This is a genomic window from uncultured Granulicatella sp., assembly GCF_963515095.1.
In the GTDB taxonomy this organism is placed as follows: domain Bacteria; phylum Bacillota; class Bacilli; order Lactobacillales; family Aerococcaceae; genus Granulicatella.
On sequence record NZ_CAUPXD010000015.1, the window covers coordinates 12,181 to 27,618 of the forward strand.

A 15,438-nucleotide genomic window follows, 5' to 3' on the forward strand; every position below is an offset into this window, starting at 1 on the left:
TCTTTTTTGTAGATTTTCTTTTTCTTTTTTGTTCTTGCTTAGCCACTTTACTCTCCTTCTGAATATAGTTTTCCTTCTGGTGTTAAAATCAATACACCATAATAGATTTGCAAACAATCCTCACAGGATTCACAATATTCACATTCATTTTCATCCCAAAATGCGCAAGAAAAATGTTTCTCACGTTTCTTTTGATATTGAGCTGTATATGTTTCTACTAATTGTTTATAAAGTTCTTTTGCCTCTTCTAGAGTGGAACAAGATTCTTCTAAAACAATCATCTCTTTCCAGTCGTCCATCATCCACCAAGGTTCATCGACTCCTTTTGTTTGGATAACACAATACATATCTATCACCTCTCTTGAACAGTATACCAGACTTTTTCAAAACTTGTTATCTTCATCCATTGAAAATTCATATATTTTTGATAGGATAGTTAAAAAGGAGGAATTCAAATGATTACTTTACGTCTAAGAGTTCGGGGACTTGTTCAAGGAGTTGGATTTCGTTTTTATACAAAACGTTTAGCAGACCAATTACAGATAAACGGAATGGTCAAAAATAAAATTGATGCTTCCGTTGAAATCATTGTCCAGGATACCCCGGAAAGAGCCTATGCTTTTGTAGATCGAGTAAAAACTTCTCCCCCATCTCCGTATGCAAAAATCCGTTCATCAACATTAGAAATTATTGAAAACGAACCGATTTATAAAGGATTCTCAATCTATTATTAATGAGAGAGAAATCCACATACGACTGATTTTCATTGCTATTCTATTCAATATAAAGTAAAATGATTGTGTTTGACAGAAAAAAATAAAGGAATGTGATTCATGAAATTAACAAAAAAAGTTCAATTAGCAGCTCTATCGAGCTTACTTGTGCTATTCCTATCTGGATGTGTACAAATCGACAAAGCCACTAATCAACCGTATGGAGTTGTGTATGATTATTTAGCAGTACCGACTCAAACCATTTTAAACTGGATTGCTTCAGCAATTGGTGGAAACTATGTCATTTCTATTATGATTGTTTCGATTGTAGTTCGTATTATTTTAATGCCTACTATGTTTAAACAAATGAAAACAATGTTAATGAACCAAGAAAAAATGGCATTATTAAAACCATATATTGACAAAATGAACGAACGTTATGGGGATAACCCAACACCTGAACAACGTATGGAAGTTCAACAATATACGATGGAAATTTATCGTTTAAATAATGTTTCATTAACAGGAGGATTGGCTTCTGGATGTCTTCCAGTATTAGTTACTATGCCAGTCTATAGTGCTTTATATAATGCAATTTTATACTCTCCAGAAATTTCAAATAGTTCATTTATGGGAGTTTCATTAGGTAGTACGTATTTACCAATTGCGATTGCTACTGCTGTTATTTATTTAATTCAAGGTTATATTAGCCAATTATATATGGATGAAACGCAAAAGGCTCAAGCTAAAGCTACGCTATATATGATGCCTGTCATGATGTTAATGTTCACAGTTGGTACAGCAGCAGGGATTGGGATTTACTTCTTCACTTCTGGTTTAACTGCAATCTTACAAACATGGATTCAAAACCAATTCATTCGTCCAAAAGTACTTGCAGAAATTGATGCTGAATTAGAAGCTCAAGGCAATAAAGTTATTCTTCCAGAAACTTCAAATGTTGCTAAGAGTGCTAATCAAACCACGACTGCACCAGCTCAACAAACATTTGCACAAAGAAACCGCACATCAACAGGAAAAAACAGCGGAAAACAAAATCGAAAATAAAAAGGTCTATCATTAATAGCATTAGGACGCCAGTAGCCAGCTACGCTGTCTCTTGGCTAAAATTCGAGCCTTGGTCTCGAATTTACCTGTAATATTATCTGCTTTTGCAGATAATATTACCCATGCTATTAAAGAAAAGACCTTTTTATTTTATCCTTTTTATAAATATATACTCATCTTCATAGAAATAGATGGAATAAAAAATAGTTTTCAAACCTCTAAATATAGAAAACGTGAAGTTAGAAGTCTCCTTCCTTACTTCACGACAATTGTTCCGTCTATTATATAACTTTTCTTTCGAATGGGTCGATGCTGATTCCTTGTTCTAATACTTGTTTTGCGTATTCTTTTGCACCGAATAATGAATGGTCTTTATAGTTTCCACATTGTACTGCTGAAATTCCTTGAATATCTTCAAAACGAATTTCATTCACAATTTGTTCTAATGTTGCTTTTAGAGCAACTGCAATTGTTTCTGCACTTGGAGTTCCCCATGTAATTAAATGGAATCCTGTACGGCATCCAAATGGAGAAATATCAATAATTCCGTTCACTCTATCTCTTAATAAATCCGCTAATAAATGTTCAAATGTATGAATCACACCTGTTGGCATTTCTTGCTTATTTGGTTGTAAGAAACGAATATCAAAATTTGTAATACGATCTCCTTTTTCTCCTACTTCTACTGTAATTTTACGCACATAAGGTGCAATCACTTTATTATGATCTAATGTAAAGCTTTCTACTTCTGCCATAACAAAACCTCCTAATAATCTTTATAACAGAGCCACTATACACCAAAATAGAAAACACTGTCAATGAAATGAAATTCATCCCTTTATGTAGTTTTAAAGTATCGTGCTATAATAATGAATAAAGATATTTATGGATTAGCAAAGGAATGCATTATGAAAAGAAAAACATCATTCAAACGAAAACTATTTTATTTTTTAAGTCCTCTAATCATTCTTATCAGTTTGATTATTGGTTATTTTATTTATGGTTATACGGCTTATTATCGTTTAGAAGATAATCTGACTTTATCCGTTACAAGCCATACAGACCATTCTCTCAACACTGGAAAAGATTATACCATCTCCTCTTTTAATATCGGATATGGAGCTTACCCTCAAGACTATAGCTTCTTTATGGATGGTGGAAAATATTCAAGAGCCTATAATCGACAAACCGTATTAAATAATATGCAAGGAATCCAAAATGCTATTCAGATGATTCAACCAGATATTGCTCTATTCCAAGAAATAGACACGGATGGAGATCGTTCCCAACATGTGGATGAAGTGGAATTTATAACTCAGGCTTTTGAGAAGCAAAATTGGGTATTTGGACAAAACTATGATTCACCGTATTTATTTTATCCACTATTAGATCCCATTGGAAAAGCAACTTCTGGACTCCTAACGATGTCCAAATACACGATTCAATCTAGCCAACGATATAGTTTACCAATTGAAACGAATTTCAATAAATTTTTCGATTTAGACCGAGCTTTTACCGTTAGTTACTTACCCGTTTCAAATCAGAAACAATTAGCATTAATCAATATTCACTTATCTGCATATACAAAAGATCCAACGATTGGAAAAAGCCAATTAGAAAAGCTATTCCATTATATGGAAAGTGAATATGAAAAAGGAAACTATGTCATTGTCGGTGGTGACTTTAATCATGATATTTTACTTGGAAAAAGTCCGGAAGTCTTCCAAACATCCGATGAACCGCAAACTTGGACTCATCCATTTCCAGTAGAAAATCTTTCAAAGCATTTTACATTAGCCACTCAAGGATTAGCAGAACAAAAAATTCCTTCAGCTCGTGCATTAGATGAAGGCTACCAAAAAGGAAGAACTTTTGTAACATTAGTCGATGGATTCATTATTTCAGACAATGTACAATTCAATCATGTCCAAGCACATGACTTAGAATTCCAACATTCCGATCACAACCCAGTTTCAATGAGTTTTACATTAAAATAAAAAAATAGCGCATTATAGCACTATTTTTTTATTTTTCAAATTCATCAAGATATAATACTTCTACTTGCCCTGACCAATCTAATATACAACCAATGAAATCAACAATATCTAAATCCTTCATTTCATATGTTTCCCCATTATTCACACTGGCAGTTGCATCTTCAATATAAGTTACTTTATAACCTCTATCTGAAGCAATAATAGCAGAAAATAAACAGCAATATTCCGCATTTAATCCTGTAATTACTACTTCTTTAATTTGATGCTTCACTAAAATCTCCGTCAAATCTTTACAGTGAAAAATATTTGAAGTCTCTTTTTCAATAATATAGTCAGCTAAGACTGACAATTCTTTATCTAAACTTCCACTTTCATTTCCATTGTAAATAATACTATTTTCATCATTATCAATATGTCTCGTATTAATAATAATATCTCCATTTTGCTTAAAAATATTTTGTAATTTTAAAATATTTTTTCTCAATTCGTCAAAATGTCCACGTTCTAACATACCTTTTTGACAGTCTAATACAATTAGTGCCTTCATTTGTTTAGTTTCCTTTGTTTTTAACCTTATAATATTAATATGATATAATTTTAAGCAAGAAATTGCTTTGGATTTTCTCTGAATTCCGTAAATTGAATAACATGTATTTTATTTCCACTATTTTCTTCAAAAATTGACTTAATTTCATTTACTGATGAAGTGATTGGATAAGTTTCATTATCAAATATTGCAAAATATTCTACATTTGATTTATAGTTTTTCAATAATTGAGTATCCATTGCTAAGATTTTTGATCTATCTAAATTATTTCCATTTTTGATTGTTCGAATTAAGTTTTCTGAAGGCTTATTATTTCGTCTAGTTGGAATACTAAAATCAAATTGAACTGTAACTCCAGCTTTACCAGCAAAAGAAGGTTTAGTAGAAAATAAAATTTCATTTTCACTTAAAATTGATTCAATTTCTTCACTAAAAAGGGTTTTTATATTAGATTTTTGTAATACTATCAAATCATTAACTTGCAAAATCCCTTGTAATAATCTTTGCTTTGCAATTGCAAACTTTTCTAAACTTGTTTTTATAAAAAGTTCTTTACCATTCAACTCAATTCCTAAATTATCCGTAATATTTTTAAGTAATCCAAAATGAGCTTTATTTCTCTTGGAGAAGTAAATACCATGATTTTCTAATTCAGAAATTGTCCATCCATCATCAGTTACAATAATTTCATCATTTTGTAAAAACTCTACATACATTACGATAGAGTCAAACTGATTATCATAAAATGATGTATTAATTTTTACGATATCATCTGACAAATCAATGAAATCATAATCTTTAAATAACCAATCAAAATAGATTTGCTTTAAAGTTTCTGATTTAGCCATCATACTCCACTCCTTATCTCATTTTTCAATATTATTATACTTGAAAAATTTTTCTACTGCATCTATTAATTCGTGTACAATTGGAAAATTACTTTTTTCTAATGGAATAGCAATCGAATCTTTTTTATCATTCAAATTTGAATAAATATGAATATGACTTCCTACAATCATTTCTTTTGTTCCAGGATTGATATGCCTTTGTGTTGGATTAATATCTAATCTCACTAAATGATGTTGAAATTCTTTAAATCGTATATGAATAGAAAATCTTTCTAAATCTAACCTTCCTCTGTATATTTTTACAATATACTCAACATCTTCAGAATCTAAAACTATTTCATCAAAATTAACTTTATTTAGCTTCGATTATAATTCTTCTTGTAATCTTTTATTAAATTTTACAGAATTAAAAGGTTTCTTAAGACGTTTTATTAATTGCTTAACTTCATTGTCATTCAAATTATTAAAATCCATTAAAATCATCCCTTTTCTTTGTTTTATCTTCTTATATTTGAATAATAAAACTCAAAACTTGTAAATTCAAGTAATTTTGTATAAGTGATGGTCATTTTGATGGTCATTTCCCATTCTAAACAAAAAAGCAAGCCTAGGAACGCTGTTATATCAACGTTTCTAGCACTTGCTAGGGTTTTATCCCACACTACCTTCCATTTCATAAGCAATTAAACGGTTTAATTCAACTGCATATTCCATTGGAAGTTCTTTTGTAAATGGTTCAACGAATCCCATAACAATCATCTCTGTTGCTTCAGATTCACTAATTCCTCTACTCATTAAGTAGAATAGTTGTTCTTCAGAAATTTTCGATACTTTTGCTTCATGTTCTAAAGCAACTTTATCATTATGAATTTCGTTAAATGGAATTGTATCTGATTTCGATAAATCGTCCATAATAATCGTGTCACATTCAATATGAGAAATTGAATAATCAGATTTCTTACTAAAGGTTACTTGTCCACGATAGTTTACGACACCGCCATCTTTTGCGATTGATTTTGAAACAATCGAACTAGAAGTATGAGGTGCATTATGAATCATTTTTGCCCCTGTATCTTGGTGTTGACCTTCTCCAGCAAAGGCAATTGATAACATTGTCCCTTTTGCATAAGGTCCTTCTAAAAATACAGAAGGATATTTCATTGTTGTTTTTGCTCCTAAGTTTCCATCGATCCATTCAACGGTTCCATGAGCTGCTGCACGAGCACGTTTTGTTACAAGATTGTAGACATTGTCAGACCAGTTTTGAATCGTTGTATAACGGCAGTATCCACCTTCTTCTACGAAGATTTCTACAATCGCAGCGTGTAAGCTGTTTGATGAGTATGTTGGTGCTGTACATCCTTCTACATAGTGTACACTTGCGCCTTCATCAACAATAATTAATGTACGTTCAAATTGTCCCATATTTTGGTCATTAATACGGAAGTATGTTTGAAGTGGAACATCACATTTTACGCCTTTTGGTACGTAAATAAACGTTCCTCCTGACCATACTGCTGAGTTTAATGCTGCTAATTTATTGTCTGTTGGTGGTACTAATTTTGCAAAATATTTTTCGAATAATTCTGGGTATTCTTTTAATGCTGAGTCTGTATCAGTGAAGACAATTCCTAGTTTATCGAATTCTTCTTTCATATTATGATACACAACTTCTGACTCGAACTGTGCAGATGCACCTGCTAAATAAGCACGTTCTGCTTCTGGAATCCCAATTTTTTCAAATGTATCTTTGATTTTCTCAGGAACATCATCCCAAGAACGAGCTGGTTTATCACTCGCACGTTTGAAATAGGTAATCGCATCAAAATCAATATCTGATAAATCTGCTCCCCATGTTTGCATTGGCATTTTTTCAAATGCTTTTAAAGATTTTAGTCGGAATTCAAGCATCCATTCTGGTTCGTTTTTCATTTTTGAAATGGTACGAACGACTTCTTCGCTTAATCCAACTCCACTATCAAATACGGGCGTTACATCTTCATGAAAGCCATACTTGTAATCTTCTAATTCTGGAACTCCACTCATTTTTAAATTCCTTTCTTGTTTTTCTGTTCAACTGCTTTTTCTAATGCTTTCCATGCTAAGGTTGCACATTTTATACGTGCAGGGAATTTAGAAACTCCACTTAGTAAGGCAGCATCTTCTAATCGATCTTCATTCACACTTTGTCCTTGCACTAATTTTGAAAAATCTTCTGCTAATTCCAAAGCTTCTGGTAAAGTTTTTCCTTCTAAAATAACACACATCATACTGGCACTCGCCATACTAATCGAACAACCTTGTCCATCAAATCGAGCACTTGTAATATGACCATCGTCTGATAATTCTAATTGTAACTGCAATACATCGCCACAAGTCGGATTATTCAACTCGATAACTTCAGCTGTTTTTTCAGTTTGAATTCCTTTATGACGAGGAAAATTCGAATGGTCTAAAATCACTTGACGATATAATTGATCTAATTTAGATAAAGCCATCTGAGAAAAACTCCTTTACTTTTTGTAATGCTTCTATGAAAAATTCAGCTTCTTCCATTGTATTATAAACATAAAAACTAACACGGGCAGTGGAAGAAACGCATAAATCTCTCATTAATGGTTGCGCACAATGATGTCCTGCACGAATTGCGACTCCTTCCATATCTAAGGCAGTTGCTAAATCGTGAGGGTGAACGCCATCCATTGTAAATGAAATGACGCCACTTCTTCTTGAAATATCTGTTGGACCATGAACGGTCACACCTTCCATTTGTGTTAATTGGTCATAAACATATGCTACTAATTGTTGTTCATGGGCATGAATCTGATCCATACCAATTTGTTCTAAATAATCAATCGCTGCTCCTAGTGCTATTCCACCGGCAATATTTGGGGTGCCTGCTTCAAATTTCCATGGGAGTTCATTCCATGTACTTTCTTTTTCATACACGAAGTCAATCATTTCCCCGCCAAATTCAATGGGGCGCATTTCTTCTAATAGTGCTTGCTTTCCATATAAGACACCAATACCTGTTGGAGCTAACATTTTATGGCCACTAAACGCATAAAAGTCGCAATCCAAGTCTTGTACATCGATTTTCATATGAGGTGCTGCTTGAGCGCCATCAACAACTAATACTCCTCCAACTTCATGGACGATTTCTGCTAATTTTTTAATTGGCTGAATGGTTCCTAACACATTAGAAGCATGCGCAATTGAGACAATTTTTGCTTGATGAGTTAACACTTCTTTTGTAACTTGTAAATCTAGTTCACCTTCCGAAGTTAATGGAAGGAAATTTAAACTAGCTCCTGTTTGAAGTGCTAATTGTTGCCATGGAACAAAATTAGAATGATGCTCCGTTTTACTAATCCAAATCTCGTCTCCTTCATGCAGGCGATATTTGGCAAAACCTTGCGCCACCCAATTGATTCCAGTCGTTGTTCCTCTTGTAAACAATACTTCCTTTATCGAAGAAGCATTGATAAATGTTTGCACTTTTTGACGACTCGCTTCATAGGCATCTGTTGCTAGTTGAGCGAGTGTATGCACGCCACGATGAATATTGGCATTATAATTTCGATAATACTCTTCTATACAACGAATCACACATTCAGGCTTTTGCGTTGTAGCAGCATTATCTAAATACACTAATGGTTCATCATTAACGGTTCTAGTTAAAATTGGAAAATCTTTTCGAATATCATTACTGTTCATCATTTTTCGCCAACTTTTGATCAATCATTTCTACTAATTCTTTTTGCGTATTTTGTGCTGGAATTGCACTAATAACAGAACCTAAGAATCCACGAATTACTAAACGTTTCGCTTCTGCTTGGCTAATTCCACGGCTTGTTAAGTAAAATAATTGTTCATCATCCACTTGTCCTACACTTGCCGCATGTCCTGCAGTTACTTCATTTTCATCAATTAATAAAATTGGGTTCGCATCTCCACGTCCGCCTTCAGAAAGCATCAATACACGGCTCTCTTGTTGTGCATCTGCGAATTTTGCTCCTTTAATAATATGTCCAATTCCGTTAAATGTTAACGTTGATTTATCAAGAATAACCCCATGTTGTAAAATATGTCCAACTGAGTGGTTTGCATAGTTTGTCACTCTTGTATCAATTCCTTGAACTTGTTTACCAGTTGAAATAGCAACAACATTTACTTTTGCAGTAGAACCTGCTCCACGTAATTCACTATCGAAGTCTGCGATTACATTTCCGTCATTCATAATGCCTAATGCCCATTCAATCGTCGCATCTTTTTCTAAATAGCCACGACGGTTAATGTATGCATCCGTTGGTTGTCCTAATGTATCAACTGCTGCAAAATGAACTTTTGCTCCTTCTTTTGCAATCACTTCTACAATGATATTCGCAGTATTTTTACGATCTCCAATACTTTCAAAACGTTCCACATAAGATAGTGAACTATTTTCTTCTGCAATAATTAATACGTGTTTAACAAATGATTCATCTACTGTATTATTTTGTACAAAATGAGATTCAATAATATCTTCTAATACAACATTTTTAGGAACATAAATGAAAACTCCTGAATTGACCATTGCTGCATGATACGCTGTTAAGCTATCTTCATCCACTGGTACAGCTTTTGTCATATAGTATGGTTTCACTAATTCTGGATATTGTTGTAATGCTTCAAATAAATCCATCACTAATACATCTTGCATAGCTGTTTCAACATTCATCTCTTCCCAGTAAGAAACTGCTCCTAATTGAACAATTTTTGCACTTCCTACTGCACTTGGAATGTCTTTTTCTAATTCTGTAATGAGTGAGTTTGCTTCTCCAATTTCACTTTGGAATAAATTCCAGCGATGGAATTTTACACGCTCAATAAATGGTAATGGTAATTGTTTCGCTAATTCCAATGCTTTTAAACGAATGTCCAAAAACCAATCTGGTTCATTCTTTAGAAGTGAGAATGAAGTCAGTTGTTCTGGTGTTACGGTTAATTTCTCTGCCATTCTCTTTCTCCTATTCTTGATGTTCTAAAGAAATTCCTAATTCTTCACTAATTCCTTTATATCCTTCTGCTTCTAGACGTTTTGCTAATGCAGCATCTCCAGTCATTACGACACGTCCGTCCATCATAATATGAACAACATCTGGTTCAATATAGTTTAATAAACGTTGATAGTGAGTAATAATTAATGATCCAAAGTTTTCACCACGCATGGCATTAACCCCACGAGAAACGACTTTAAGCGCATCAATATCTAACCCTGAGTCAATTTCATCTAAAATAGCAAAACTTGGCTCAATCATCATTAATTGAAGAATTTCATTACGTTTCTTTTCTCCTCCAGAGAATCCTTCATTCAAGTAACGTTCTGCCATTTCTTCTGGCATATCTAAAATTGCCATTTTTTCATCTAATTTTTTGATGAACTCACGAACACCCATTTTATTGTCTTCATCACGACGAGCATTAATGGCTGAACGCATAAATTCTGCATTTGTTACTCCAGCAATTTCACTTGGATATTGCATTGCTAAAAATAGACCTGCACGAGCACGTTCGTCTACTTCCATTTCAAGAACGTTTTCTCCATCTAATAAGATTTCTCCTTCTGTTACTTCATAACTTGGATGTCCCATAATCGCTGCAGAAAGAGTTGATTTTCCTGTTCCATTCGGTCCCATAACTGCGTGGATTTCTCCAGTATTGATGGTTAAATTAACACCTTTTAAAATTTCTTTATCTTCAATTGACACATGTAAATTTTTAATTTCTAATGTTGCCATTATTAAGCCCCTTTCAAAATAAATCCTCAATGATATAACAGAATTTTTTATCTGTCACATTAAGAACATTTTATCCTAAATGAGAACGATTATCAAAAGATAACGATTTTTAGTCACTTCTTCTTTTATAATTTTTTCTTTTATTTTCATATAAAATCTTTTCATTTTTCTGAAAATGGAGTATTATATAAACTACTTACAATGCGAAAGGGGAAAATCAGATGCAACAATATCCTTTAATAGGAATTTCAGGGAACCATCGTCAAGATAATACTGAACAAGATCCCTATTTATTATCCTATGCTCCAAATGGATTTGTTACTGGATTAGAAAAAGCAAATGCCATTCCAGTAATCTTACCAATTGTTTCTCGTCAAACAGCTCACGAATATATTTCACGAGTTGACGCATTAGTTTTATCAGGTGGGCAAGATGTTTCACCTCTACTATATGGAGAAGAACCTCATTTAAAATTAGGAAGAACTTATCCAATTAGAGATACTTTTGATCTTGCACTCATTGAAGAAGCTTATCGTCAACGTAAACCTATTCTAGCAATCTGTCGAGGCTTTCAAATTTTAAATGTTGCTTTTGGAGGAACCTTATATCAAGACTTACAAACGCAATATACAGAATCAAATATTTTACATTCACAGAAAACGATGCCTTCAATGGCAACACATTCTATTGAAATTATGGAAGATAGTGAATTAGCAAAAATTCTTGGTACTAAAGCGGCGATTAATTCTTATCATCATCAAGGGATTAAAGAGCTTGCTCCAAATTTCAAAGCTGTTGCTTGGAGTGCTGATGGATTAATTGAAGCTTTTGAGTCTAATGAAGAGGAACAGTACATTATTGCTCTTCAAGGTCATCCAGAAGCGATGATTAGTACTGATGAAGGAATGCAAGAATTATTCAACCATTTTGTACAGTACGTAAGAGAGAAAAGACTTTTCTGACATGTAGTAAATAGGACGCAAGCAGCCTCGCTTTGCGAGTCTCATTGCTAAACATCGAGCCTAGGTCTCGATGTTTCCTACAATAAAAGCCACTTGAAGTGGCTTTTATTGTTCTTACTACATTGAAAAGTCTTTTCTCTTTATTATGCAAAAAAATATCGCAGAATAAGAAATTCCATTTCTTATTCCACGATAAAACGTTAGAGTATTATATTTTCTTAAATCGCGCAATGAATGCTAATACTGGGCTTAGTGTTTTTGTAAAGTTTCCGACTGGTTGTACGAGTCTTCCGCCAAATTGACGTTTGAAGTTAAAGTTTCCTTCATTTTGGTTCGCTTGATTCGTTTCAATTGTTCCGTAGAAATTATAATACTTAAATCCATTGTCTTTCGCATATTTCATCATTTCCCAGTTCAATAAGCTTGAACCTCCAAAGTTTAAGTATTCTTCATGAGAACCACCAAATACTGAAATAACTTCATCCCCATAACACATAAATAAATATCCTGATAAAGCTAACATCGGATTATGAATATCTAATGCTTCAAATGTTGTTTTTCGTTTTTGATAACTCGCTAATTGATCCTTAGCATCCGTAATCAATCCACGTGTTTTCTTTACATGTTTTCCTTCTGCTTCACGGACGGCTAATTCTTTTTCCAACTCTTCTACACGATTTGTAAAAAATTCAATTCTTTCATCGTAATAAGCTTTATAAGCATTTACATCTAAGAATGCAACCATATATTTTACTTTATCTTGGAAAGCCTCTTTCATTTGTTGGAAATAACTGAAATCTTGTACTCGGAATCCTTTTCGAACAGAAGTTTCACTTAAAATTGAATAGAAAATTTCTAAATCATCTAATTCTAATTCACGAATCGTAATATGAGATTCTACCGCTTTACGTAAGTCACGTTTTAATGAATTCGAATAATCTTTATAAATGGCTTCGCTATCTTCATATACAGATAAATCTTTTCTGAACAATTGCCCCATGACTGCTCGACCATCTAAATCTAAGAAACGGGCATATCCAGCTTTTTCAAAATTCGCTAATAATTCTGGATAACGGCACTCTTCTACGACTTCTAAAGATTCATTAATGACTTTATTCATCAAATAGGGGTTCATTTCTACTCTAGCAATCCCTTGTTCTTTCAAGAATTCTTCTAAACTTTCTAACATTTGAGGAAGTTGGGCAATTTTATCCTCTTCAAATAAGGGACCTTGAATCATAACGGCTTCTTTGAAAAATCTAAAACGTCTACGAATTCCTACTAACCCTTGAGCAATCCATTCGTTTCCTTCAGTCCAAGCAATAAAAAATATTTCTTCAAATACACTACGTTGCCCATGAACTTCTGCCATTTGTTTTGTTTGTAAAAAGTTAGCACTCTTAAAACTTTCTTGATGTTGTTCAAAAACTTCTGCTGTAATTACTTGTACTTGCATGCTAGTTTCCACACCCTTCTTTCTTCTCACAAACGATTGGTAAATCTTTGTCTAATAAGCTAGCAAATGCTGCTTCATCCACTTCTTCTAATGTATAAATCCAGTTTACTGCTGTGTCAACTTGATTTAACATTTCAGGATTATCTTCTAATTCTGTATGCCAAGCGACAACTTTTCCTGATAATGGGCTGACAAATTCTGTAACAGCTTTTGCTGCTTCCACACTCATAAATGAATCTTCTGTTGTTAATGATTCTTGGACAAATAATTCTACAAAACTAACATCTCCAATATCATCTTGACCTTTTGGAGAAATACCTACTGTATATTGTTTTTTCTCTTGTTTAATCCATAAACCATTTTCACTATATTTAATCATTTGATTCACCTTTCAATAATTGTTCATATTGTTCTTCTTTAAACCCGAAAAACACTGCTTCATCTGATACTAATAATGGTCGTTTAATTAACATTCCATCACTGGCTAATAACTCCATCGCTTTAGAAGTCTCCATTGTTTTAATGACATCTTTTAATCCTAATTTACGATATAATTCTCCACTTGTATTAAACACTTTTGTGAGTGGTAATCCACTTCTTTCAACTAGAACTTGTAATTCTTCTGAGGTTGGATGCTCTTCACGAATATCTTTTACTTCAAATGAAATATTGTGTAATTCTAACCATTTTAAGGCTTTCTTACAAGTTGTACATTTTGGATGGCTATAAATGATCATATTCTTTCTCTCCCTATGCTCTTGCTTTTATAAATTCTTCTGATAATTGTTGTTGTTGTCTTGATTCTTGGGTAAATGGATCCTCATCTTCCCCGAAAATATTACTCTTGAAATGATATCTCATTGACATCATTAACCCAATTCCCATCATATTTCCTAATAGAGAAGATCCCCCTTGAGAAATGAATGGTAATGGAATCCCTGTTAACGGTAAAAGTCCAATTGTCATTCCGATATTTTCTACAACGTGGAATAAAATCATCATAATAACTCCTGTTGCAATATAAGAATAAAACTCATTTTTTGTATCAAAACATACACGAATCATTTGATAAATTAAAATGAAATAGACTGTAATTAAGAATGTTCCTCCGAGGAATCCGAAGTTTTCGCCAATGGTTGCAAAAATTAAGTCTGACTCACGAACGGGAACGTACACTTCTGAGTGTCCATATCCTTTACCGAACATTTTTCCTGAACCGATTGCTTTCAAGCTTTGGAATAATTGGAATCCTGCTCCACCTTGGTCACGATATGGATCTAACCATGAATCGATACGTCCGAATTGATAATTTTTGAATCCGATATTTAATAATAATTGTCGGTTGTACACTACTAAGTAAATAAGTAATGAACCGATTAGAACGGCTGTTAAAATTAATGGTAATAAGATTTTCCAGCTAATTCCTGACATAATCATGACGCCGCCTAGAATCATTAAGAATACTAATGTTGTTCCTAAGTCATTTTGTAGGATAACGAGTAATAAGGCTGGTAATGAAATGGCGATTAATTTCGCAAATAGATACCAATCTGTACTTCTTGTACGGTACTTCGTTAGTCGGTTATGGTCGGTCGCTACTTTTGCCAGCATCAGAATGTAAAATATTTTTACAATTTCCGATGGTTGGAAGGAGAAGCTGGCGATTCTGAACCAACTTTTCGCACCGGTTGCGGCTGCGGTTCCTCTGTCGTAGAAGAATAAGACGGCTACTAGGAGTAGGAGTCCTATAACGTAAGTCAGGTTTGTTAGTTTCCATAGTTGTTCTGAGTCAAATTGCATAATGACAACTATGGCGATTGTCCCTATGACGTACCATACAAATTGCATGAGGACGGTTCTGAGAGATCCGTTTGCTACTTGGAGGTAGGTGGTTGATAGTAATGTCGCTATGCTGATGAGTGCTAGTAATAAGACGGGGAGAATGATTCCGTAATCTATTCTTGCATCTTGTTCGTCATACATGATTTTTCTTCTCATTTTTTTCTCCTCTTCTGTTATTGTATCTAATAATCTGCCTTCTTATTGTAACATAGAAACGAATGGAAATGC

The 15,438-nt window shown here is 33.4% G+C and carries 18 protein-coding genes; 4 read left to right on the forward strand and 14 right to left on the reverse strand.

Annotation, left to right across the window (positions count from 1 at the left end):
• Nucleotides 1–47: 47 nt before the first annotated feature.
• Entirely contained in the window at nucleotides 48–347 is a 300-nt protein-coding gene (locus RWL86_RS04765) for a DUF1033 family protein (protein ID WP_314077425.1), read from the reverse strand.
• Between the two features lie 108 nt (nucleotides 348–455).
• Here RWL86_RS04765 and RWL86_RS04770 point away from each other — a divergent pair, with 108 nt between their 5' ends.
• Nucleotides 456–734, forward strand: coding sequence for an acylphosphatase (locus tag RWL86_RS04770; protein ID WP_314077426.1), 279 nt, complete (start codon nucleotides 456–458; stop codon nucleotides 732–734).
• A 99-nt stretch (nucleotides 735–833) separates the two neighbouring features.
• Nucleotides 834–1,778, forward strand: a complete 945-nt coding sequence (gene yidC, locus RWL86_RS04775; protein WP_314077427.1) for a membrane protein insertase YidC — start codon at nucleotides 834–836, stop codon at nucleotides 1,776–1,778.
• Between the two features lie 281 nt (nucleotides 1,779–2,059).
• On the opposite strand, the gene RWL86_RS04780 is transcribed toward yidC, so the two are convergent.
• Nucleotides 2,060–2,533, reverse strand: a complete 474-nt coding sequence (locus tag RWL86_RS04780; protein WP_314077428.1) for an S-ribosylhomocysteine lyase — start codon at nucleotides 2,531–2,533, stop codon at nucleotides 2,060–2,062.
• 153 nt (nucleotides 2,534–2,686) lie between these two features.
• Here RWL86_RS04780 and RWL86_RS04785 point away from each other — a divergent pair, with 153 nt between their 5' ends.
• Nucleotides 2,687–3,775, forward strand: coding sequence for an endonuclease/exonuclease/phosphatase family protein (locus tag RWL86_RS04785; RefSeq protein WP_314077429.1), 1,089 nt, complete (start codon nucleotides 2,687–2,689; stop codon nucleotides 3,773–3,775).
• A 28-nt stretch (nucleotides 3,776–3,803) separates the two neighbouring features.
• Here the strand turns inward: RWL86_RS04785 and RWL86_RS04790 are convergent, their stop codons facing one another.
• From RWL86_RS04790 to sufC, 8 genes are all read right to left on the reverse strand, one after another.
• Complete coding sequence (locus tag RWL86_RS04790; protein ID WP_314077430.1) at nucleotides 3,804–4,322, reverse strand: isochorismatase family cysteine hydrolase; 519 nt, start codon at nucleotides 4,320–4,322, stop codon at nucleotides 3,804–3,806.
• Between the two features lie 50 nt (nucleotides 4,323–4,372).
• The gene (locus tag RWL86_RS04795) at nucleotides 4,373–5,173 is read right to left on the reverse strand and encodes a DUF1828 domain-containing protein (protein WP_314077431.1); all 801 of its coding nucleotides are present in this window, start codon (nucleotides 5,171–5,173) and stop codon (nucleotides 4,373–4,375) included.
• Nucleotides 5,174–5,188: 15 nt separating this feature from the next.
• Complete coding sequence (locus tag RWL86_RS04800; RefSeq protein ID WP_399534472.1) at nucleotides 5,189–5,506, reverse strand: DUF6978 family protein; 318 nt, start codon at nucleotides 5,504–5,506, stop codon at nucleotides 5,189–5,191.
• A gap of 315 nt (nucleotides 5,507–5,821) precedes the next feature.
• The gene (gene sufB / locus RWL86_RS04805; RefSeq protein ID WP_006702908.1) at nucleotides 5,822–7,216 is read right to left on the reverse strand and encodes a Fe-S cluster assembly protein SufB; all 1,395 of its coding nucleotides are present in this window, start codon (nucleotides 7,214–7,216) and stop codon (nucleotides 5,822–5,824) included.
• 2 nt (nucleotides 7,217–7,218) lie between these two features.
• Entirely contained in the window at nucleotides 7,219–7,668 is a 450-nt protein-coding gene (gene sufU, locus RWL86_RS04810) for a Fe-S cluster assembly sulfur transfer protein SufU (protein ID WP_314077434.1), read from the reverse strand.
• Nucleotides 7,655–8,890 carry a cysteine desulfurase gene (locus RWL86_RS04815; RefSeq protein ID WP_314077435.1) on the reverse strand — a complete coding sequence of 412 codons (1,236 nt, stop codon included), beginning with the start codon at nucleotides 8,888–8,890 and terminating at the stop codon, nucleotides 7,655–7,657. The genes sufU and RWL86_RS04815 overlap by 14 nt, the downstream gene beginning before the upstream one ends.
• The gene (sufD, locus tag RWL86_RS04820) at nucleotides 8,877–10,169 is read right to left on the reverse strand and encodes a Fe-S cluster assembly protein SufD (protein ID WP_314077436.1); all 1,293 of its coding nucleotides are present in this window, start codon (nucleotides 10,167–10,169) and stop codon (nucleotides 8,877–8,879) included. The genes RWL86_RS04815 and sufD overlap by 14 nt, the downstream gene beginning before the upstream one ends.
• 10 nt (nucleotides 10,170–10,179) lie before the next feature.
• Entirely contained in the window at nucleotides 10,180–10,950 is a 771-nt protein-coding gene (gene sufC, locus RWL86_RS04825; protein ID WP_006702912.1) for a Fe-S cluster assembly ATPase SufC, read from the reverse strand.
• A 221-nt stretch (nucleotides 10,951–11,171) separates the two neighbouring features.
• Here sufC and RWL86_RS04830 point away from each other — a divergent pair, with 221 nt between their 5' ends.
• The gene (locus RWL86_RS04830; protein ID WP_314077439.1) at nucleotides 11,172–11,912 is read left to right on the forward strand and encodes a gamma-glutamyl-gamma-aminobutyrate hydrolase family protein; all 741 of its coding nucleotides are present in this window, start codon (nucleotides 11,172–11,174) and stop codon (nucleotides 11,910–11,912) included.
• A gap of 208 nt (nucleotides 11,913–12,120) precedes the next feature.
• Here RWL86_RS04830 and RWL86_RS04835 read toward each other — a convergent pair whose 3' ends face one another.
• The 4 genes from RWL86_RS04835 to RWL86_RS04850 are packed head-to-tail and all read right to left on the reverse strand — an operon-like array spanning nucleotide 12,121 to nucleotide 15,351.
• Complete coding sequence (locus RWL86_RS04835) at nucleotides 12,121–13,368, reverse strand: peptidoglycan bridge formation glycyltransferase FemA/FemB family protein (RefSeq protein WP_314077441.1); 1,248 nt, start codon at nucleotides 13,366–13,368, stop codon at nucleotides 12,121–12,123.
• 1 nt (nucleotide 13,369) lies between these two features.
• Nucleotides 13,370–13,747 (reverse strand): glycine cleavage system protein H, encoded by a 378-nt coding sequence (locus RWL86_RS04840; protein ID WP_314077442.1) that lies wholly within the window; start codon nucleotides 13,745–13,747, stop codon nucleotides 13,370–13,372.
• A complete protein-coding gene (locus RWL86_RS04845; protein ID WP_314077443.1) occupies nucleotides 13,740–14,105 on the reverse strand; it encodes an arsenate reductase family protein in 366 nt (121 codons plus the stop codon). Before RWL86_RS04845 ends, RWL86_RS04840 begins: the two co-directional genes overlap by 8 nt.
• A gap of 13 nt (nucleotides 14,106–14,118) precedes the next feature.
• Nucleotides 14,119–15,351, reverse strand: a complete 1,233-nt coding sequence (locus tag RWL86_RS04850; RefSeq protein ID WP_314077461.1) for an FtsW/RodA/SpoVE family cell cycle protein — start codon at nucleotides 15,349–15,351, stop codon at nucleotides 14,119–14,121.
• Nucleotides 15,352–15,438: the final 87 nt, after the last annotated feature.